At 56.4% G+C, this 19,536-nt stretch carries 19 protein-coding genes and 1 pseudogene; 14 read left to right on the forward strand and 6 right to left on the reverse strand.

The window, feature by feature from the left end:
• Nucleotides 1-5: 5 nt before the first annotated feature.
• Nucleotides 6-1,556: an IS21 family transposase gene (istA, locus tag LQK84_RS19295; RefSeq protein WP_230830283.1), complete on the reverse strand. Its 1,551-nt coding sequence runs from the start codon at nucleotides 1,554-1,556 to the stop codon at nucleotides 6-8.
• Nucleotides 1,557-1,735: 179 nt separating this feature from the next.
• Between istA and LQK84_RS19300 the strand changes: the two are divergent.
• Together LQK84_RS19300 and dinB are read left to right on the forward strand one after the other, a co-directional pair.
• A pseudogene (locus tag LQK84_RS19300) lies at nucleotides 1,736-2,326 on the forward strand (SOS response-associated peptidase); the annotation flags it as partial.
• An 11-nt stretch (nucleotides 2,327-2,337) separates the two neighbouring features.
• Nucleotides 2,338-3,465 carry a DNA polymerase IV gene (gene dinB, locus LQK84_RS19305; RefSeq protein ID WP_269072189.1) on the forward strand — a complete coding sequence of 376 codons (1,128 nt, stop codon included), beginning with the start codon at nucleotides 2,338-2,340 and terminating at the stop codon, nucleotides 3,463-3,465.
• A 59-nt stretch (nucleotides 3,466-3,524) separates the two neighbouring features.
• On the opposite strand, the gene LQK84_RS19310 is transcribed toward dinB, so the two are convergent.
• Nucleotides 3,525-4,505 carry a 3'-5' exonuclease gene (locus LQK84_RS19310; RefSeq protein ID WP_230830362.1) on the reverse strand — a complete coding sequence of 327 codons (981 nt, stop codon included), beginning with the start codon at nucleotides 4,503-4,505 and terminating at the stop codon, nucleotides 3,525-3,527.
• 253 nt (nucleotides 4,506-4,758) lie between these two features.
• Between LQK84_RS19310 and LQK84_RS19315 the strand changes: the two genes are divergently transcribed.
• Both LQK84_RS19315 and LQK84_RS19320 read left to right on the forward strand, forming a co-directional pair.
• The gene (locus LQK84_RS19315) at nucleotides 4,759-4,965 is read left to right on the forward strand and encodes a hypothetical protein (RefSeq protein ID WP_230830363.1); all 207 of its coding nucleotides are present in this window, start codon (nucleotides 4,759-4,761) and stop codon (nucleotides 4,963-4,965) included.
• 140 nt (nucleotides 4,966-5,105) lie between these two features.
• Nucleotides 5,106-5,342, forward strand: a complete 237-nt coding sequence (locus LQK84_RS19320) for a BrnA antitoxin family protein (RefSeq protein WP_230830364.1) — start codon at nucleotides 5,106-5,108, stop codon at nucleotides 5,340-5,342.
• Nucleotides 5,343-5,377: 35 nt separating this feature from the next.
• Here LQK84_RS19320 and LQK84_RS25355 read toward each other — a convergent pair whose 3' ends face one another.
• Together LQK84_RS25355 and LQK84_RS19325 are read right to left on the reverse strand one after the other, a co-directional pair.
• On the reverse strand, nucleotides 5,378-5,548 hold the full coding sequence (locus tag LQK84_RS25355) for an AraC family transcriptional regulator (RefSeq protein ID WP_442966991.1): 171 nt from the start codon (nucleotides 5,546-5,548) through the stop codon (nucleotides 5,378-5,380).
• 637 nt (nucleotides 5,549-6,185) lie between these two features.
• On the reverse strand, nucleotides 6,186-7,472 hold the full coding sequence (locus LQK84_RS19325) for a CitMHS family transporter (RefSeq protein WP_230830365.1): 1,287 nt from the start codon (nucleotides 7,470-7,472) through the stop codon (nucleotides 6,186-6,188).
• 312 nt (nucleotides 7,473-7,784) lie between these two features.
• Between LQK84_RS19325 and LQK84_RS19330 the strand changes: the two genes are divergently transcribed.
• On the forward strand, nucleotides 7,785-8,741 hold the full coding sequence (locus tag LQK84_RS19330; RefSeq protein ID WP_230830366.1) for a LysR family transcriptional regulator: 957 nt from the start codon (nucleotides 7,785-7,787) through the stop codon (nucleotides 8,739-8,741).
• Nucleotides 8,742-8,839: 98 nt separating this feature from the next.
• A complete protein-coding gene (locus tag LQK84_RS19335; RefSeq protein WP_230830367.1) occupies nucleotides 8,840-9,778 on the forward strand; it encodes a LysR substrate-binding domain-containing protein in 939 nt (312 codons plus the stop codon).
• On the opposite strand, the gene LQK84_RS19340 is transcribed toward LQK84_RS19335, so the two are convergent.
• The gene (locus tag LQK84_RS19340) at nucleotides 9,773-10,639 is read right to left on the reverse strand and encodes an alpha/beta hydrolase (RefSeq protein ID WP_230830368.1); all 867 of its coding nucleotides are present in this window, start codon (nucleotides 10,637-10,639) and stop codon (nucleotides 9,773-9,775) included. The two genes, LQK84_RS19335 and LQK84_RS19340, sit on opposite strands and share 6 nt — an antisense overlap.
• A gap of 574 nt (nucleotides 10,640-11,213) precedes the next feature.
• Here LQK84_RS19340 and LQK84_RS19345 point away from each other — a divergent pair.
• From LQK84_RS19345 to LQK84_RS19365, 5 genes are all read left to right on the forward strand, one after another.
• Nucleotides 11,214-11,735, forward strand: a complete 522-nt coding sequence (locus tag LQK84_RS19345) for a hypothetical protein (protein ID WP_230830369.1) — start codon at nucleotides 11,214-11,216, stop codon at nucleotides 11,733-11,735.
• A 60-nt stretch (nucleotides 11,736-11,795) separates the two neighbouring features.
• A complete protein-coding gene (gene tnpA, locus LQK84_RS19350; protein WP_230830370.1) occupies nucleotides 11,796-12,182 on the forward strand; it encodes an IS66-like element accessory protein TnpA in 387 nt (128 codons plus the stop codon).
• Complete coding sequence (tnpB, locus tag LQK84_RS19355; protein WP_230830371.1) at nucleotides 12,179-12,526, forward strand: IS66 family insertion sequence element accessory protein TnpB; 348 nt, start codon at nucleotides 12,179-12,181, stop codon at nucleotides 12,524-12,526. Before tnpA ends, tnpB begins: the two co-directional genes overlap by 4 nt.
• A 72-nt stretch (nucleotides 12,527-12,598) precedes the next feature.
• Complete coding sequence (gene tnpC, locus LQK84_RS19360; RefSeq protein ID WP_230830430.1) at nucleotides 12,599-14,164, forward strand: IS66 family transposase; 1,566 nt, start codon at nucleotides 12,599-12,601, stop codon at nucleotides 14,162-14,164.
• Nucleotides 14,164-14,469 (forward strand): hypothetical protein, encoded by a 306-nt coding sequence (locus tag LQK84_RS19365; protein ID WP_230830431.1) that lies wholly within the window; start codon nucleotides 14,164-14,166, stop codon nucleotides 14,467-14,469. Before tnpC ends, LQK84_RS19365 begins: the two co-directional genes overlap by 1 nt.
• A 121-nt stretch (nucleotides 14,470-14,590) precedes the next feature.
• On the opposite strand, the gene LQK84_RS19370 is transcribed toward LQK84_RS19365, so the two are convergent.
• Nucleotides 14,591-15,262: a TetR/AcrR family transcriptional regulator gene (locus LQK84_RS19370; RefSeq protein ID WP_230830432.1), complete on the reverse strand. Its 672-nt coding sequence runs from the start codon at nucleotides 15,260-15,262 to the stop codon at nucleotides 14,591-14,593.
• A gap of 776 nt (nucleotides 15,263-16,038) precedes the next feature.
• On the opposite strand from LQK84_RS19370, the gene LQK84_RS19375 reads away from it, so the two are divergent.
• From LQK84_RS19375 to LQK84_RS19385, 3 genes are read left to right on the forward strand one after another with little or no spacing between them, the layout of a single operon-like run.
• Nucleotides 16,039-17,568 (forward strand): sugar ABC transporter ATP-binding protein, encoded by a 1,530-nt coding sequence (locus LQK84_RS19375; protein WP_230830372.1) that lies wholly within the window; start codon nucleotides 16,039-16,041, stop codon nucleotides 17,566-17,568.
• Nucleotide 17,569: 1 nt separating this feature from the next.
• Entirely contained in the window at nucleotides 17,570-18,529 is a 960-nt protein-coding gene (locus LQK84_RS19380) for an ABC transporter permease (RefSeq protein ID WP_230830373.1), read from the forward strand.
• A 13-nt stretch (nucleotides 18,530-18,542) separates the two neighbouring features.
• A complete protein-coding gene (locus LQK84_RS19385; RefSeq protein WP_230830374.1) occupies nucleotides 18,543-19,490 on the forward strand; it encodes an ABC transporter permease in 948 nt (315 codons plus the stop codon).
• The last annotated feature ends 46 nt before the right edge of the window (nucleotides 19,491-19,536 follow it).

Genomic DNA, 19,536 nt, shown 5'->3' on the forward strand with positions numbered 1-19,536 from the left:
TTCCTTCACTGGTAGTAGGATCGGCCACGGATATTCGTATGCGCAGGCGTGGGGGCCGCGTGTTCAGCCTGCGGTCTTTCCCGGTCGAGGCCGGATTTGAGGATGGAGGCGACGGAGGAATAGGTGATGGCGTTGATGATGAGCGCCCGCTCACAGGCCGCGTCGAGGCGTTGTGCTCCATAGCGTGACACCAGCGACAGAATGCCCATCGCCGATCGGTATCCCTGTTCTGGATGTGGCTTGTCGCGCATCATGCGTTCGACCAGGATGGCGGCGCTGGGGCCAATCTGGTTCGCACGGCTGATGAGATTGGCCGGCGTGGTGTTGGCGTAGCGCTGATGCGCCTTGGGCATATGGTCGTTGACCGTGACGTGGCCGGAACGCTGGGAGCGACGAACATGACTGGCAACGCGCTGGTGATCATGGAAGATCTCGACCACCCGGTGGGTGAGCCGCACCTGCAAGGTGCATCCGATCAACCGATGTGGCACCGAGTAGAAGGTCTTGTCGACCTCGACATGATAATCCGGGTGAACCTTCGCCGACTTCCATTCCGCATATTCGAACGGAATAGCCGGCAAGGGCTTCAAGGCTGCCCGTTCGATCTCCTCGAACAGTTCGCGGCGGCTTTTGCCGACATGGCGCATCGGCCGACTATTCAGTTCCTCAAGCAATTCGGCGATCGCCGCGTTGAGGGCAGCCAGCGAGAAGAAGCTGCGGTTCCTGAGCCGTGCCAGAATCCACCTCTCGACGATCAGCACTGCGCCTTCGACCCGGCCCTTGTCGCGCGGTTTCCTGCTTCGGGTCGGCAGGATCGTGGTATCGTAATGCTCCGCCATGGCAGCGAACGTCGCCGTCAATGTCGGCTCAAACCAAAGGGCCTTGGCAACCCCCGCTTTGAGGTTGTCGCATACGATCGCCTTGGTGACCCCGCCATAGAAGGTCAGCGCACGGATCTGGCCGTCGATCCAGTCCGGTAACTTCTGGCTGAAGCTGGCATAGGCGAAGGTCAGGTTCGAAGCGCCTAACACCGCGACAAAGATCTGAGCCGGGTGGACAATGCCGGTGGCCGGATCAATTACCGGCACCGTCGGCCCCGCATAGTCGGTCTGCATAACGGCACCCGCCGCGTGCCGATTGCGGAAGGCCACACTCGTGCGCTGCCGAAAGGCTGCAACCTGCCCGCAAAACCAGGTGAAGCCGTAACCATCGGGATGGTTGGCTCGGTATTCTTGCCATAGAAGCGTCAGCGTCACGCCTTTGCGCTTCAGTTCTTGAACCACCAGCGCCCAGTCTGGCTCGATCAGATCGCGCGGCGGCCGGCCGGCTCGGCCGAATAGCCGCCGCTCCAGTTTTGCATCCTCGTCAGCGCCAACTGGTAAAGGCCACGAAAGCCCGGCCTCCCGAGCTCGTAGCAAATAGGTCGATACCGAGCTCTTGCCGATCTTCAGCCGCTCGGCAATCTCGCGCACCGAAAGACCCTCTTCGTGGGTCAGGCGCAAAATGGTCCGGATATCCTTCACTGTCGTTCGTCTTGCTTGCTTCCGTCTCGGCATCGGCCCCTCGCAACGTTGTCGTGAGAGGCATAACAACCAAGTCGGCGCAGCCGCGAACCAACCCTCTTTCCGTCGCCCGAAACTGTCCGGGATTTAGCGGAAACACTGTCCGGGAATTAACGAAAACTGTGTCCGGAGATTACTGAAAACCCTGTCCAGAGGTTGCTGAAACCCGCAGCTGGAACCAGCCGTCGCTCGACGTCTATCCCGGCACGCTGGCACCGATCGTTCGCGTTGGGGCTGACGGAAATCGGGAGATTGCAGGCTGCACATGGGGCATGCCGACACCGCCAGCCTTTATCAAAGGCAAGTATGACCCCGGCGTCACCAATATCCGCAATGTGAACTCACCCCACTGGCGGCGCTGGCTCGGTCCCTCCCATCGCTGTGTCGTTCCATTCACCTCCTTTGCCGAGCCTGATCCGGCCAGCAAAGTGGAAGGCGGCCGCGTGCCCAACGCGTGGTTTGCGCAAAACCCCGATCGGCCACTGATGGCCTTCGCAGGCTTCTGGACGCCATGGAAGGGCGTGAAGAAGGTCCGCGACGGGGAACGCGAGTTCGAGCTCTACGGATTTCTGACGACCGCGCCGAATGCGGTCGTAGCACCGATCCATCAAAAGGCCATGCCGGCGATCCTGACAACGCCTGAAGAGGTGGATCACTGGCTTACGGGGGAATGGAATGAGGTGAAGCACCTCCAGCGTCCCCTGCCCGACGACATGCTGATCCTCGTAGAGCCGCCGGCGAAGTCACCTGAGACGCCGAGCTGAATAATCCGGCGATGGGCAGCTTGGCGGTTTCGGAGATCGAGCACAGAGGAGAAGGCGCGGATCCTGCGGCACCTGTCCGCAAGATCATCCATGTCGACATGGACGCCTTCTATGCCTCCGTGGAGCAGCGCGACAATCCCGATCTCCGCGGCAAACCCGTCGCTGTCGGCGGATCGGCCGCCCGTGGTGTCGTAGCAGCAGCGAGCTATGAGGCGCGGGCCTTTGGCGTCCGCTCCGCCCTGCCCTCTGTCACCGCGAAACGACGCTGCCCCGAGCTTATCTTCGTCAAGCCACGCTTCGACGTCTATCGCGCCGTTTCTCAGCAGATCCGCGAGATCTTTGCCGAGCACACCGATCTCATCGAGCCGCTCTCTCTTGATGAGGCCTATCTCGACGTCACCGAAAACAAGCAAGGCATTGCCATCGCAACCGACATAGCCACCCGCATCCGGGCGCGCATCAAGGAGGTGACCGGCCTGAATGCCTCGGCCGGGATTTCCTACTGCAAATTCCTGGCCAAGATGGCGAGCGATCTGAACAAACCGAACGGCCAGGCGGTGATCACGCCGAAGAACGGCCCCGCCTTCGTCGAGGCGCTGGAGGTGAAGAAGTTCCATGGCGTCGGACCCGCAACAGCCGCCAAGATGGAGCGGCTGGGCATCCTTACGGGCGCTGACCTCAGGGCCAAGTCACTCGATTTCCTGCAGGCGAATTTCGGCAAGTCCGGCGGATGGTATTATCGGATTTCGAGGGGGATTGACGAGCGGCCGGTGCAGCCGGATCGACCGCGCAAGTCGGTCGGAGCCGAAGACACATTCATGGTCGACATTTTCGATCTTGAGGCGGCGAAAAGCGAACTGATCCCGCTGGCCAATAAAGTTTGGCGGCATTGCGAGGCGAAGCAGATCAGCGGGCGCACGGTGACGCTGAAGGTGAAGTTCGCGGATTTCCAGCAGATTACAAGGAGTCGCACATTGACTCGGGCAATCCGCGGCGAGATCGAACTGCAACAAGTGGCGCAGGCGCTGCTGGGCGACGTGTTTCCGACGACAAAGGGCATTCGATTGCTCGGCATAACGCTTTCCGCGCTCGAGAGCGAGGAGGGACCGTCCGTGAGCGCCCAAATGGAGTTGCTTTGATCTCACAATTGTCCGCGCGGTGGCAGCTGGATCGCGTTATCTCAAATGCGATCATAGGATCAGCCAGCACGAAACCGATCAAACGCCGTTAAATGAACGATCGGGGGATCGGCGTCCCAGCGATAGATTTCTGTTCTGAGGAAGGACAGTTCATCGTCCCGCTTGTCTTCCGGCAGCTCGACCCACCAGGACTTCGGCCGACCTTCGGAGCCGTCCGACCAACGATAGCCGCGTGCCTTCAGGTGGTCCTTCATGTCATACGGGCTGTTTTCCGCGTAAATGCGAACGCGCGAGCGGTTACTCCTTTCCAGAAGCTCTGCAAAAGGCGTCGATACCGAAACACCGGTTTGCCGCCTCAGAACCTCCAAGAGCGCGAAACAATCATCAACCGCGCGGTGGCCATCGTGGAAATAGCCTGACTGGCCGACGAGATATCCGAGTTTGCTCCCTTCGAAATCGCGCCCTGCCCAATCAATCTCCGATACAGAGCAGGCCCAGGCCTTGTCGGCGAACATTGGTGAGAAGGCTTCACAAAAAGGCCGGTCGAAGCTCGCGTTGTGAGCGATGATGAGGTCGGCTGATCCAACAATGGCGCGCAAAGCAGGCGCATTAATGATCTGCCCGGCAACCATGTCATCGGTGATCCCGGTCAGCCGGGTGATCTCGGCAGGAATTGGAGTAGTCGGTTGCTGGAGCCCGCCATAGACGCCCGTCACTTCGCCGATCTCGCCCAAATCGTTGAAACTGAACGCAACCGCTCCGATTTCGATGATCTCGTCGGAGCGATAGTTCAGACCAGTGGTTTCTGTATCAACGATGACGCCGCGTCTTGGAAAGTCAGCTCGCGGATATGAGGAGACCTGCGGTGGCTCGAGTTTTCTGAGGACCCTGTAGCTGCCTGTGTCTTCGAGATGGCGAGCCATTGCCTCATCATCCAAATGTGGCAGGGGTTTCTCTGACGTTGGAACGATCTTTGACCTGTTTGGCCGGCCGCCGGCGACTGTGACCGATGCCTCAAAGAAATCCAGCTGTGCAGCCATATTGCTAATTAACCCTACTGGCGAGTTCCACGATGCGATAAACTCAGTATGCTCAGGCGCACAAACGCTTAGCTTGCGTCAGCTATATCACTTAAAGCATCGCCGAAAATGGCATTCTACCCCAGGCGCCAAACATCCAAACTATTCTAGGGGCCAACCTGCAAATTATCGGCGAAGGTCCTACGTTCGATATTCCGCGCGCCATCCCTCCAAACCTTCAACGACAACGCGGCTGCGCAAAAGAGGAAAAAACATGGAGTCCATAGAAATCGAAAGCCGAACCGACTTCGCCCTTTGGGCGATCGAAAGAGCACAGGAAATCGTCGTGGCAGAGGGGGCAAGGTTTGCCATGGCCGCGCGAGATATGAACGAAGAGGCGCTTGCGTCCACCGCAGCCGCGCTCGGTAAGGCCATCAGTGATGCCCTTCTGGAAGTGTTTGACGGTTTGATAGCGGAGTGAAATTCGGCGAAATACAACGCTAAGCGCACAATCTCGACATCAAATTCGTATCTGCAATGTTCGGATTGGCCACCGAGTTTGGGCACTTTACTGGGAAAACTCAGCGCACGTCCAAGCGCACAACACAACAGGATATGACTATGGCAACGCCCCGACGACCATCCAATCCAAAAGACGCAGCTGAGGCGCTGTTCACCAAGCCAAAGAAGGTCGCAGCACCGGCCGTTGAGCGGCCTACGATCCCCAACGCCAAGGAGTTGGTCTCATTGAAGATCGACAGCGATATCCTCGCGCATTTTCAGGCGGAGGGTCCAGGCTGGCAAGAGCGCATAAACGAAACCTTGCGAGCAGGAATGAATGCCGAACTCGGCTCTTGAGCGGGATTGAACCATCGACCTGCGCTTCAACTTGCCTACCCCATTGACCTTTCATGGATTCGGGGCCGCGTCGCCGTAGTCGTCAAACGTGACACACTGGCCTGCTGCCGCTTTCGATAGAGCGACGGTTTTTCACCGAGCTTTCTACTGAAGGCGCGCGAGAAGAACGATGGGTGCTCGAAGCCGACTTCATCGCCGAAGCCGATGTGGCCATGTTGGCGGTCACCACAATCGGCGCGACGTGGTCAAGGGTCGCTCCGGATTGGGCGCCCAGACTGTCATCGACCGTTCCGGCCAGATCGCTGAAGTCCTCGCGGTGCTTCCCACGATGGAGACAGTCGCCTGGCTCGGATTATCTCGACGTAGCTGACGACGGTTTACATCTGCCCTCGCCGCAACAAGGCGTGCCTTCGACGCAGCGTCATACCGCCGACGTCTGTTTCGCAAAATCCGCCGGATAACCAGCTTCTCTTCTTCAGTCTCAATCATTTGGTGTCCACCTCCGTTAGGTGGACACCTCATGCAGCACGGCACTCAATGGCAAAGGGTGCACGGAAATTCACGTTTACCTTCGAACCGCATGCTCCCGGCGATCTGCTCCGGGCTCCAGCCGGCCTTCAGAGAGACGATGATCCGCTGGCGCAACTGGGAATGACAGACTAGCTTGCTGTGCCGGAACCGCCGGCCAAACACAGCTGCTGAGCCAGCGCACACCAGTAGCCCGTTAGGTCGGGGATCTCGAAATCGCTGTACCAGTTTCGTCGCAGCTCGCGGAAAACGGTCTACCGGCTCCTCTACTCGCAGCAGAAAGAAACTTCGATGGCAGGTCAATACTGGCCGTTTTCACAACGCTCCTGAAAAAAATGCAACCGTCAACATGATCAGTGCGATGGACCACATGTAAAAGACGGAGTGTCGCAAATGAGCGCCGAAATCGACACCTGCAAGACCAACCAGCATGTAAGCGCTGCCGATAACCGGGCTGATTGAATACCCGACATTTTCACCGATCAACATCGCACGGGCTACCGCTTCCGGCGCAATGCCGTGCGCTTTCCCAACACTCACCAGGACGGGCATGATGCCGAAATAATAGGTGTCTCCGCCAAACATCATGCCGAGTGGCAGCGCAAGGACGCCAACAATCAGATGGACACTGCTTCCAAGGCTCGCGGGTATGAGTGAGATGAGCAGCTTGGCTAAAGCGTCCAGCATGCCACTGTCGTTGAGGATCCCGAGAAAGACGCCTGCCGCCAGGATAATGGCGGAAAGGCTGACCGCTTCAGCGCCATGTTCCTTGATCGCCTTCATCTGGGCATTTGCGCCGCTGTAGTTGAGAGGCAGTGCGATGGCGACCGCTATCATCATGACAATTCCCAAAGGAATGCCGGAAAAGACCATAGCGGCAATCGTGGCGAGGGTGAGCAGTGTGTTCGCTATACCCCTCCAGTTTTCCTCGCTGGTTTTCGAGATTGAGGCACCATTCGCTGCCGCAGGTTCGGCACTTTGTTCAAGCAAAACGGCCTGCGGCAACTTTCGTCCTACCCACCAAGCCAAGACAAGTGCGCTGCATATACCTGCGAGGTGCGCTGGCCAAAGCGGTCGCCACAATGCCGCAGGGTCGACATGCAGCACTGTAGCGGCACGAAGGACTGCAGGTGTCCAAGGTTCGATGTTCATGATGCCGGCCATGAGACCAGTCAGCATGGCCAAGTGAAGGGGGCTGATCTGAAACCGTTTATAGATCGGAAGGAAGGCGGATATGGTGACGAGGTACGTGGTCGGCCCTGCGCCATCCAAATGGACTAGAGCGGCTGTGATGACAGTCGCCATCAAAATTCGTTGAGGACGGTTACCGGCGAATTTCAGGAGGATACGAATGAGCGGCTCAAAAATTCCCTGAGAATACATAATGCCGAAATAGGTGATGGCAAATATGAATATGACCACCATGGGCGCGACGGTGCCCAGACCGGACATAACGAATTTCTGCACATGAGGGATGTCGTTACCTGCCAAGAATGCACCTACCAGAGGTATCGACGTAAATGTCACCACGGGGGACACGCGTCCGGTCATGAGAATGGACACGGATAGAACGACAACGAAAAGTCCTATATAGGCAAGCATTTATTAGTTTCCTCCCATTCATACGCACCCGATTGATTACAAGACCATAGAAGCGATCGTCGGGCATCACAGCCCGTGGATTTTCACTCCTGCAGTCATTTCGCCGATGCCTGTCGCTCAATAGCGAGTTCTCGGTTTTGGCATCGCCTCCGGAAGAGCTTGACATGCGCCAGATCAGAGAATGACCGGCTGGCCAAATTCGCCGAAGCGTCACTCCCCCCGACCTCCCGCGCCGTGGTGGTTTGAGGGAACTTGAAAATGCCATAATCGAATGTTGAAAATAAGTGAAAAGTTTGCAGTGTTTATTTCGAAATGAGCATCAATTACGGCCTTCTGGAACTCCGCGCCTTCATCGCCGTGGCAAGCTTTCAAAGCTTTGGCCGCGCAGCGGATGTCTTGGGCTTGTCGCCTTCTGCAGTAAGCCGGAGGATCTTTGAGCTTGAGCGAACATTGGAGACGCAACTGTTTGAGCGGACGACCCGCTCCGTAGTCTTGACCCGCGCGGGGCGGATCCTGCTGGCCGACGTGACGCCAGTTTTGCAGAAGATGGACGAAAGCCTGACAAAGATCGCGCAGGAAGCGCGTGGTGACGGCGGCTGGCTTGACGTGGGTTGCGTCACCTCCGTATGTTTTGCGATTGCACCACGTGTCGCGCGGGCCTTCAAAGCCCTTTACCCGAAAATGCATTTACGCTTGCATGACAACACGGGGAAGACGGTCGCTCACAACGTTCTGTCCGGTCACACGGCTTTTGCCGTCAACACGCTTCTCAATCCACCCAGCGATCTCTATGTGCAGGAGGCATTGTACGACAGCTATGTCCTCATCGTGCCGAAAGACCATCCCATGGCAGCTGAGCGCGAAGTCCCCTGGCAGCGATTGTCGGCGCTATCGGAACTTGGCCTGACTTTGTTGGCTTTGAACCAAAATAGTGCCAATCGCCAGGAGGTCGATCAGGAGCTTCGGAGTGTCGGTGTTGCCGTTCCATGGGGTGATGAGGTTCAGCACTTCTCCAGCCTTGTTGGCTTCCTGAAATCGGGCGGATTTGCAGCTGTTTTGCCTCAGATCGCCATGCATGCCTGCGAGGAATGGGGGTTGAAGGGAGTCGCTTTGAAAGAGCCGACTATCCATCGGCGGATCGGCCTGATCAGGCGTCGCGACTTTGTTCTGCCGCCACCGGCCGCGGCTCTTTGGACATTGTTTGAGAAGGAACTCGCCGATCTTGCTGTGCAAGGCCGGCAAATTCCTAACGTGAATCACACGGAGTAGGCCCGCATGCGGAGCTTTGGTCGTAATCTTTCAAATTGCCTTGCCTATCGGCTCAACTGCCAAGCGGGTGTTCCTCAATTCAGGCTGGCAGGGACATTGTGAACACGAGCATTCTCTCTCGGATACCGTTGCTTGCCCTGCGTCATTTGGAAGCCGCAGTGCGCCTGGGGTCATTTGAGGCGACTGCCCGCGAACTGAATGTCTCTGCCAGCGCCGTCAGTCAGCAAATCCATCGCATCGAAAGATCGATTGGCTTTTCGCTTTTCGAGCGCTTTGGCAACCGCACCGTTCCGACCCGCCGAGGCCTTGAGCTGGGCAGAGTGCTGACCCAAGCCTTCGACGCCATCTCGATCGGAATAGAGGACGCTGCCAGTTCCGGAATGTCTCACGGCGTCAAAATCCGGGTCTATCAGACCTTGGCAAATCGCTGGCTGATTCCAAAACTCGAAGAATTTTCCCGGCAATATCCAGAGGTTTCCGTAGAGTTCGAAACTGGCAGTGACGATGTTGACTTCAGCCATACTGATGCGGACATGGCCATTTGCTTTAACGCTATGTCCAGCCGCCATGTTCTTCGCCAGGAGCTGTTCTCATCCCGCCTTGCTCCGGTTTGCACGCCGCGGGTTGCTTTGGAAAACGCCAACGATCTCGCTTTGGTCCCGCGTATTTCTTCGCGAAATCGCATGAGTGACTGGCCAACCTGGCTGTCTGCTTCGGGATTGAGCCAAGGACAGCAAACTCGCCTGATGCTGTTTTCCAATTCGACATTAGCATACGAAGCGGCTCTGGCGGGGATGGGAATGGTCGTGGCTCAAATTGAGCTGGTGATCAATGACCTGGAAAGCGGCCGTCTTGTTCAGCCCTTCGCGACCTGTATCCGTTCCCACCAGTCCGTTGCTCTGCTAGAACCTGAAATCCGCCCGCGCAATCCTGCGGCAACCGCATTTCGGCATTGGGTTGTCCAGGAAGTCAACGCCTTGACCCATCGGACAGATTTATTCTTGGCCCAGCGGCAGCACCGAGATATGAGCTTATGATGCCATCACTCGATCGATAAATCGCACGATCCGATCGGAGATTGGCGCCTGCCGAAACACCTCATCACCGTGACCTGCATTGGGGATGATTTCAAAGTCGACAGATGCGCCCTGTTTGATCAGCTCTCCAGCAAGCGAAGCACTCTGGGCCCACGGAAGGACTTTGTCTTGTTCGCCATGCATGATTAAAAATGGAGGTGCATCGCGCCGTACATATGTCACAGGGCTGATGGTCACCAGCTTATCCGGATATAGCTGCGGATCACCTCCAATCAACAGACCCAAGGGCGATTCAGCGCTAGATTGGTCGGTTTCGCTGTTCTGCACCGCACTAAGAAATTGCGGGAAATCATAGGCACCGTAGATGGCGACCACGCCCTTGAGCTCGAGGTTCGGCACGGGGTTGAAATCCGCTCGGTCCATTGCCAACGCGGCCAGGGCTGCGAGATGGGCACCCGCTGATGTTCCGGCGAGAACAATCCTTGATGTATCAATGCCATACGTCCCGGCATTCTCTATCAAATGCTTCAGCCCGAGGTTGACGTCGTGCACCTGCGCGGGAAAGCACGCGTCTTGTGCCAACCTGTAACCGATACTGACCAAGGCGTAACCATACTCCAGGACGAACATGGTGCGCACCGCGCGCTTGTCGCGTCGCATCCAGCCCCCAGGGTGAAAAAACACAACTACAGGCATGGGAGCGGAGATATCTTTCGGTAGATATACGTCGTATCGCTGTCGTTCATGCGAACCAAATTCTACGTCACGAATCACACTCACGCCGGCAGGCGGTTCGGGAAGTGGAATGACGGACCCGGTATATTGCGGCTTTCCAGTTGTTTGAAGGGCTCTGTCGTTCATATTTATTCTGCTTCCCGGGCCGCACGAGTTTTGACATCCACCAAATTGGAACCATCATAACCACGATCGCGGGCAACAAAAGAAAGATGCGCTAATGATAGGATAAGACGGGCTGGGGGTCCATGCTACAAGGCGATGTCACCTTAACTTGACTGAATAGCCCCGACTTTCGTAGACCCCCTGGGGTTAGATTTTTTGCTGATTTTTTATTTCCATTGAGAGCTGATGGTGTGGATGCCCTCTACTGGCACTCTAAAGTTAACGGGTCTGCGACAGCAGTGTGCGATTTTGCAGCGTGACCCAAGCCGACCGTAACGCTTGTTATCACGCTCTTGAAGGGATTCGAACGCAGGACCTCGTAGATATTGGCAGCCGTGGTCGCGTTACCCAATCACGTGCGATGTCCCGAAGGGCGGACCATCGAATCAACAATACCCGGCTTTCTGCGAAAATTACCTTGATCTTGGAGTCTAGAGCCTGCATCGGGTTGACGCGCCCGGCTATTAGGCACGCAATGATTCAAAAAGGCTGATCATTCTGTTGGTGTCAGGACGAATGTCGATAAATAGTTCAAATGCGGGAACAGCCTGAAAAACCGCCATTCCGGCGCTTCGGCTGTCTTGACCAGTTCGGTGTCGATTGGAACATAGACGATTTCAGCGACCCAGAAATGTGGCCTGATCAGCCTTGGTGCGAGAGGCAAACCGGGATGCGCTCTCGTACCGGTTGGCGTGCAGTGAACCAGACCGGAAGTGCCTTTCAAAGCCTGTCGCATATCGATCCAGACCTCAAAATGGCAATCGGCATGGGCTGCCTGAAGCTGGACGACGAGCGCGGATGCTCGCGCTGGATCGAGGTCGAAAATCTCGACCGTACGCACTCCCAGTTGTGCAAGGGCATGGGTAAGCGCGACACCCGCCCCGCCGGCACCCCGACGCACTACGTACTCAAGCGACACATCGGGCAATCCGCGACGAAAGCTCTCCGCACAGCCCCACCAGTCCGTGTTGTGACCGAGGCGAAGGCCGTTTCTGAAAACTATGGTGTTGATGGACTGCTGCTGACCTGTGAGCGTCCGGTGAGCCGATTTTGCTGAAGCGCCCTTCTGTCGCAAGTTACGTCACTGATGATTCATTTGTGACGTAACAAGGTACGGATGGCCAAGGTTGAGATCCTGACGGGTGGCGAGCGACAACGGCGTTGGTCCACCCAACAAAAGCTGTCGATATTGCAGGAGGCATTCGGGTCAGACGCCGGCGTTTCCGTCGTTGCGCGACGGCATGACGTTCTTCCCCAGCAAATCTACGGCTGGCGAAAGAAGTTCGCGCCACCGGAGTTGGCGGCTCCGCAAACGCCATCATTTGTCCCGGTCTCGGTCGTCGAGCATCCTGAGTGTCATGTGGAGAATGGAAAGGGAAGCGGTGTCCGCCCGAAATCCAGGCAAGTTGAACTTGTTCTGCGAAACGGCCGCATCCTGAAGATCGCCGCGGATATGGACCTGGTTTTGTTGGCGTCCTTGATCGCTTGCGTGGAGGCGGCATGATCGGGCCTTCTGGGAATGTGCGGGTCTATCTGGCCTGCGGGGTAACCGATATGCGTCGTGGCATCGATGGGTTGTCAACCATGGTCGAGGCGGTGATCAAGGAAGCGCCGGGTTCTGGAGCAATCTTCGGCTTCCGCGGAAAACGCGCCGACCGGATCAAACTTCTGTGGTGGGATGGCCAAGGGTTCTGCCTGTTTTATAAGATTTTGGAACGCGGGTACTTTCCCTGGCCGACGTCGAAAGAAGGCGTTGCACACCTGACGCAGGCGCAGCTTTCGATGCTTGTGGAAGGGATAGACTGGCGTCGGCCGGCATGGACCTCAGCTCCCGGACGAACGGGGTAAAAGCTATATTTTGCAAGGGCATCCGGGTTAAAATGTTGGCGCTTTCACAGCAAATCGGCTATGTTTTGGGGCATGGAAACACCGCCTCTGGACAGTCAGAACGAGCTATTGGCACTGCGCGCGCTCGTCGCTGAACAGGCGGCGAAGCTGGAGAGCCAAGAGGCCGAAGTCAGCAAGCGCGACTCCATTATCGGTCTTCTGCGCGCGCAACTGGAACTGCTTCGACATCGACAGCATGGTGCCTCTTCGGAGAAAATTGATCGGAAGATCGAGCAATTCGAACTGATGCTGGAGGAGATCGAGGCGTCTCGCGCCGAAGCTGAGGCCCGGTCAGGAAAAGCTCCCTTGCCGGATCTGGAGGATGCCCCGAACAAGCCGAAACGCCGGCCATTGCCGGATGGCCTTCCGACCGAAGAAAAGGTGTATGCAGCACCCTGCAATTGCCCGACCTGTGGCGGAACGTCATTCCTGAAAGCGGCCGACAAGGTCGTGCAGGTAATGGAACACATTCCGGCTTCGGTGAAGATCGTCCGCCATGTCGAAAAGCGCATGATCTGCAAGGATTGCGATACGACCGTATCCGGCGAAATGCCGACCTTGCCGATCGAGCGCGGCAAACCCGGGCCGGGATTGCTTGCCCATATCATGGTCTCCAAGTTCGACGATCACATTCCGTTCTACCGTCTCTCCGAGATGTATGATCGGCTGGGAATAGACATCTCGCGTTCCGTCATGGCGGATTGGGTAGGCCGGGTATCGGCCCTGCTTACGCCTCTCGTCTTGCTCATCAGGACCCATGTCGCGGCAGTCGACCGAATACATACGGACGATACCCCGGTCGATGTTCTCGATCCTGGGCGCGGGAGAACAAAAACAGGCCGGGTCTGGGTCTATGTCTTCGATGGCAGCGGATATCGGGATCCCACTCCAGGAGCCATCGCCTATTACTACAGTCCCGACCGCATGGGCGCGCATCCGGCAGACCACCTCGCTGAGTTCAGCGGTGTGATGCATGCCGATGGCTATGGCGGCTACAAGAAGCTTTACGGCAACCAGATCACTGAAGCCGCCTGCATGGCGCATGTGCGTCGCAAGTTCCATGACGTGATCAAGCTTAAGCCGTCTCCGGTGGCTGACGAGGCGCTGTCGCGCATCGGTGCGCTCTACGATATCGAGGATCGCATTCGCGGCATGACGGCCGCCGAGCGCCAGGCATTGCGACAAGAACACGCTGGTCCCATTCTTCGAGATCTGAAGGCTTGGATCGAGGAGACACTTTCGACTTTGCCGCAGAAACAGAAGTTGGCTGAAGCGATGCGGTATGCCCTGTCACGGTGGGCGGCCTTGAGTGTTTACATCGACGATGGGCGTGTCGAGATCGACAACAACATTGCTGAAAGGGCGATGCGCCCGCTCGGGATTGGCCGAAAGAACTGGCTCTTTGCAGGCTCTGATCAGGGCGGCGAGCGCATCGCCAATATCTTGACCATTATCGAGACAGCCAAATTCCATGGCCTCAATCCGGAAGTCTATCTGACAGACGTCCTGACCCGCATTCAGGATCACCCCGCGGATCGCCTCGAAGAGTTGTTGCCGTGGCAGTGGACGCCAGTGAAACCCCTGTCCGAGGCTGCATGATGGCGCGATCAAGGTTCATCTATACGCTTAAAGAAGTCGCCGGCATGATAGGCGAGAACCTCGAACTCATCGAGGAAGTGACGGCCAACTCGGACAATATCGCCGAGGGTGAATTGGTCTATGTTCGCGACGGCAGCGAAGATGGCACAAAGGGCCTCACTGACAACGGCGTGGACGATCTCCGGGACCTGCTAGCCGACATAAGAACATGGGATGGTGGCATCCGCCAGTTCCTCCTGGATGAGCGATGTGATCCCGACATGATCGAGCGCGTCATGGCTGACGAAGCCAAGCGAGGCCTATAGCTTCGGTCTCTCGACCCTGCGAAAATCCATTCGCCGGACGCTCACGCTGACCTTGCCCCGCTGACCTAATCCATTTTGGAGTAAGCTCTCCACCTCACAGAATACCGTTGTCTGGAGAGACTTAAGGTTCGGTCGCGGCGCGCGTCGTCAGGAAGGCGATGATCGCATCGCAAATCATCGATTTATGCCGGCTCTTCAGTACTTCCGACGACAGATCACGACCGAAAATAGCACCGAATGTGTACTGGTTGGACACACGGAAGAAGCACTGTGCGCTGATCATCATATGCAGGTCCACCGGGTCTACGATTCTCAAGAAGCTATTATCGGCATAGCCTTTTCGCAATATCCCCGAGATGATGTCGATGATCCCGACATTCGTTCGGGATAGAATGTCCGAGCGCTTCATATGCGCGGCGAAATGAATGTTTTCGATGCTGACAAGTCGAACAAAATTTGGATCCCCGTCGTCATGGTCGAAAGTGCTTTCGATCAGGCGACGCATTGCCTGTGTGGGTGTCAGGCTTTCAAGCTGTAGGGCGCTCTCCAAGGTACGTATTCTGGCATATGCCTGCTCCAGCACAGCCAGATAGAGCCCCTCCTTACTGCCAAAATAATAGTAGATCATCCGCTTTGACGTCTTGGTTCGTTCGGCGATCTCGTCAACTCTGGCCCCGGAAAAGCCGGCGGCGGAAAACTCTTCCGTTGCTATTTTAAGAATGTTCTCTTTGGTGGCGCCGGCATCGTTCTTCCTTGGAAGACGTGCGATTTTGGCCGATGGCGCATCATTCATGAGTAACTCGTCTTTTTGGATTTTGCTTGGCATGCTATGATTAGCCACAGCGTATTTGGTTCGTCAAATGTCGCCCTCTGTCAGCACTTTGGTATGCCCGCCGGCCGAAGATATCTTCGAAGGGCGGAAATGCGGAAAATGGCGTTCGCCGCACCATATCGCCGATAGCCGCTGGGGCGATCTCTTTTCTGAAAAAGCGCGGGGCCGACAAATGCGGGTCAGGAATGTGAGTCTGAATTGCCCTAAAAGAGGGTTTACGCGTTTCTCGCGGTTCTAAACGTCCACGCGCCGCTATCTTGCTGCTATGCTGCAAACCGATTTGGTCGAGCATTTAACAACAAGTACTGTACGAACTAGTGCGTATTATAAAGAACACTCGCTAGTTCCGCTACCCTAATCACTCCCTAAACTCTCAAGCGATCGATGTAGGAGCGGCCGCGGCCCTCTGCGTTCGATACGACGGCGGCAGGCAGTGTCTGTGCTCCGGATTTCAATAGCCGTTCTGGCAAGCCACCGCGCAATCCCAGGCACACCGCGACGCGTTGTGACGGAAGTTGATCACAACCTCGACGCCAATCGGGATAACCGCAGGACTTGATAGTTCACAACTCTAACCACGGCATCAATATCGGGTTGACTTTACGAACAAGTTAGTACATTTTGTAATTGCTGATATAGGCTTTTTGAAAGTCAAAGTCGGCGCGCAGATCGGTTGGTCGGCCAGCGGCGATCCAGGCCGCTACTTCTGCAGGTCGTGAATGCGTTGGGAGGACGAGTTGGCAGACCATATAGAAGGCGTTCCCCGCCGACCGGCGTTCGCGCTTCGCGGTGTCGGCAAGCAGTATGGGCAATTCTTTGCCTGCCGAAATGTTGAATTTGAGATCTTTCCTGGCGACGCTATCGGCTTGACCGGCGAAAATGGTGCGGGCAAGAGCACTTCTATGAAGTGCCTCGCAGGGTGGGTGGCACCCACGGAAGGCCATATCGAATGTGACGGCAAGGTGGTTTCCTTTTCCGGCCCCCGCGACGCGGAGCGGCAAGGTATCGCCGTCATCCCTCAAGAACTGGACTTGTTTCCGGAACTTCCCATCTATGAGAACATCTTCATTGGCTCTCGATGGCCGCGAAGCCGGCTGGGCTTCCATAACCGCACGGCAATGAAGCGTCACGCGGAGGAAATTCTTCGCAGCTTGGGGGCAAATTTCGATGCGTCCCTTTTGGTCAAGGCATTGTCGCCGGCTGACCAGAAGCTCGTCGAAATTGCGAGAGCCCTTAGCCGAAAAGCCCGATTGTTGATCATGGACGAGCCGACCGCAGCGCTTACCGAGCTTGAATCGGGACGCTTGTTTGGTGTGATCAAACAATTGCAGAAGCAAGGCACAGCCATCGTCCACATTACACACCGTCTCGATGAAGTGTTCGAACACTGCAACCGCATCGTTGTACTCCGCGATGGAAGCGTGGTCAGTGCCGGAAAGACATCGGACTTCGATACGAAGAGCCTCATACAGCACATGGTGGGGCGACCCGTCTCACGACTTTATGAGAGAAAGTCGCGTCAAGTCGCTGGCGAAATTGTGCTCGAAACCATTGACCTTAGCCGCAAGGGTCTCTTCAAAGACGTCTCCTTGCAAGTTCGCAGAGGGGAAATTCTGGGGCTCGCCGGTTTGATCGGAGCCGGGCGAACTGATTTTGCCCTTTCGATTGCGGGTCTTCATCGCCCAGACGGCGGAGCGATCAGGCTTCATGGTGAGAAGGTGCGGCTCGCCTCAATAGCGCACGCGCTGAAGCTTGGCATTGCATATCTCCCCGAAGAAAGACGAACGCAGGGCCTGCATCTGTCCTACCCGGCATCCTGGAACATGACATTTGCCGCACTCAGATTGTTTTCGCGGTATGGCATAGTCAACCGCGAAAGCGAACGTACCTTCTCTCGCGAGCAGGCGCAACGCTTCAGGATAAAGATGGAATCACCTGATGTCGCAGTTGGTTCGCTCTCGGGCGGAAACCAGCAGAAGGTTCTGCTGGCGAAAATTCTCGCCGGAAATCCCGACCTTATTATCCTGGACGAACCGACCCGCGGCGTCGATATCGGCGCCAAGTCCGAAATATACGCCCTGATCGAAAAGCTGGTCGAGAATGGCCGAGCGATCATTCTCATCTCGTCCGACATGGAGGAAGTGATTTGTTTGTCGGACCACATCGCGACTTTCTATCAGGGCCAGGTCACGAAGATCTTTGACCAACAAGATTTCTCTCCGTTGGCAATTGGCCATGCGGTATCTGGCCAGGTCGAGGGCGCATGAAATGAAGGGCTTTGGCAGGACCACTGTTGAGATAATAAACCGGCTTTTTGATCGTCCGGAAACCCCGCCCCTCGCATTCCTCGTGTTGCTGATGGCAGTCCTTTCTGTCAGTACGCCCGGCTTTTTCAGTGCGAGTAATTTTCTGGGTATCATGCAGCAGGCGGCGCCGATCGCATTGGTGGCGCTCGCGGTTAACCTGATCATCATTTCAGGAGAAATCGACATTTCCATGGGATCCATGGTGGCCGTGCTAGCATTTGTCTTTGCAGGAACTGCACAGTCTATCGGCGATCCTTGGAGTGCAATGATTGTCACGATTCTATGTGGCGCAGCTTTTGGCTGCGTGAATGGACTTTTGACCACGGCTGCAGGCGTTCCTTCCATCATCGCAACACTCGGAACGCTGATGGTACTAAGGGGCGCTCTGCTAATCCTCGCAGGCGACATGACGCTTTACGCCGAAGGTGCGGCACGGTTTTTCGGTACGGCCAGAGTTCTGGGCGTGCCTGTTGAAATCGTCCTTATGGTCGTCCTTACCCTGGTGTTCGGCTTCATCTCCCGCCAGACGGCCTTCGGCCGCTATACTTATGCGGCGGGGGGAAATGTTCGGGCAGCCCGCAACCTAGGCATACCCGTCGACATGGTAAAGTTCTGCCTGTTCGTACTTGTCGGTATCGGCTGTGCTTTGACTGCAGGTGTCTTTGTTGGCCAGGTAGCGTCGATGCAAGCAAACGCCGCATCCGGACTTGAACTGAAGATAATCGCTGCAGTGGTGCTCGGCGGTACAAGCCTGTCGGGCGGTCGCGGCGCAAACTTGTCGCCAATAATTGGTGCGCTGCTGCTGAGCGTTATCCTCAATGCAACCGCGCTGAATAGGGTCCCGCCTACCTTCGAATCTCTAATACTTGGCTTAATTATCCTGGCGGCGGTCACCTTCGTCGGCCTCAAATCCAGACTGTGAGAAGGACGCTGAGATGCTTCGTAGGATCGTGTTCCGCCGAGACGCGGCCCTCGCCGTGCTGTTCTTACTGGAAATCGCGCTGATCAGCGCGCTGATGCCCGGTTATTTCGATATAAACGGCATTTTTTACGCCTCGCAGGGCTTTTTCGAGGGCGGCATAATTGCCTTAGGAATGACTTTGGTGATCATTTCTGGCGGCATAGATATTTCCGTCGGATCCCTATTGGCACTCGTAGTAGTCACCATCGGTTTCAGCTACGACGCGGGTGTGCCGATGCCGGTGGCGATGGTTTTGGGCGTGCTGGTCGGGATTGCCGGTGGGGCATTAAACGGCGCCTTGATTACGCAGCTTCGCCTCAATCCGCTGGTGGTCACGCTCGGCACGCTGGCCCTATTTCGTGGAATAGCCCTCGCAGTCAGCAACGCAAAAGCGGTGTCGTCGTTTCCGGAATGGTTCCAATTCATCGGGCAGGGAACGTTGGGACCCCTACCCTTTCAAATGATCATTTTCGTGATCATGGTGATTTCTTTTACCTTTCTGCTCGGCGCAACCGTGTTTGGACGGCATGTTTACTCCGTCGGTGCTAATGAACAAGCAAGCCGCTTCAGTGGAGTCAGCCCCGAACGGATCAGGCTTGCAGTCTATACGCTACAAGGCGCCCTCGTCGGCATCGCGGGTAATGTCTATTGCGCGCGCATCTCCTCAGCGCGGGGAAATGAGGGCTTTGGACTGGAATTCTTGGTCATTACCATGGTGATTTTTGGCGGCACTCGTATTGCCGGCGGCAGCGGTACGATTCTTGGGACCGTGATTGGCGGACTGGTGCTTTGGTACCTGCAGGACGGGTTGAGTTTTGCCGGGTTCACCAGCGACTGGGGACTTTTAATAACGGGGACATTTCTCATTGCCGGGGTGCTCACGAACGAAGCGCTGAACCGGCTCCACGGGGCGCGCTCCTGACCAATTTTAAAATTCCCAACCGGCGATGGTCGCTGGAGGGGTTGTG

The sequence above is a fragment of the Rhizobium sp. C4 genome, assembly GCF_021026315.1.
Classification (GTDB): domain Bacteria; phylum Pseudomonadota; class Alphaproteobacteria; order Rhizobiales; family Rhizobiaceae; genus Ensifer_A.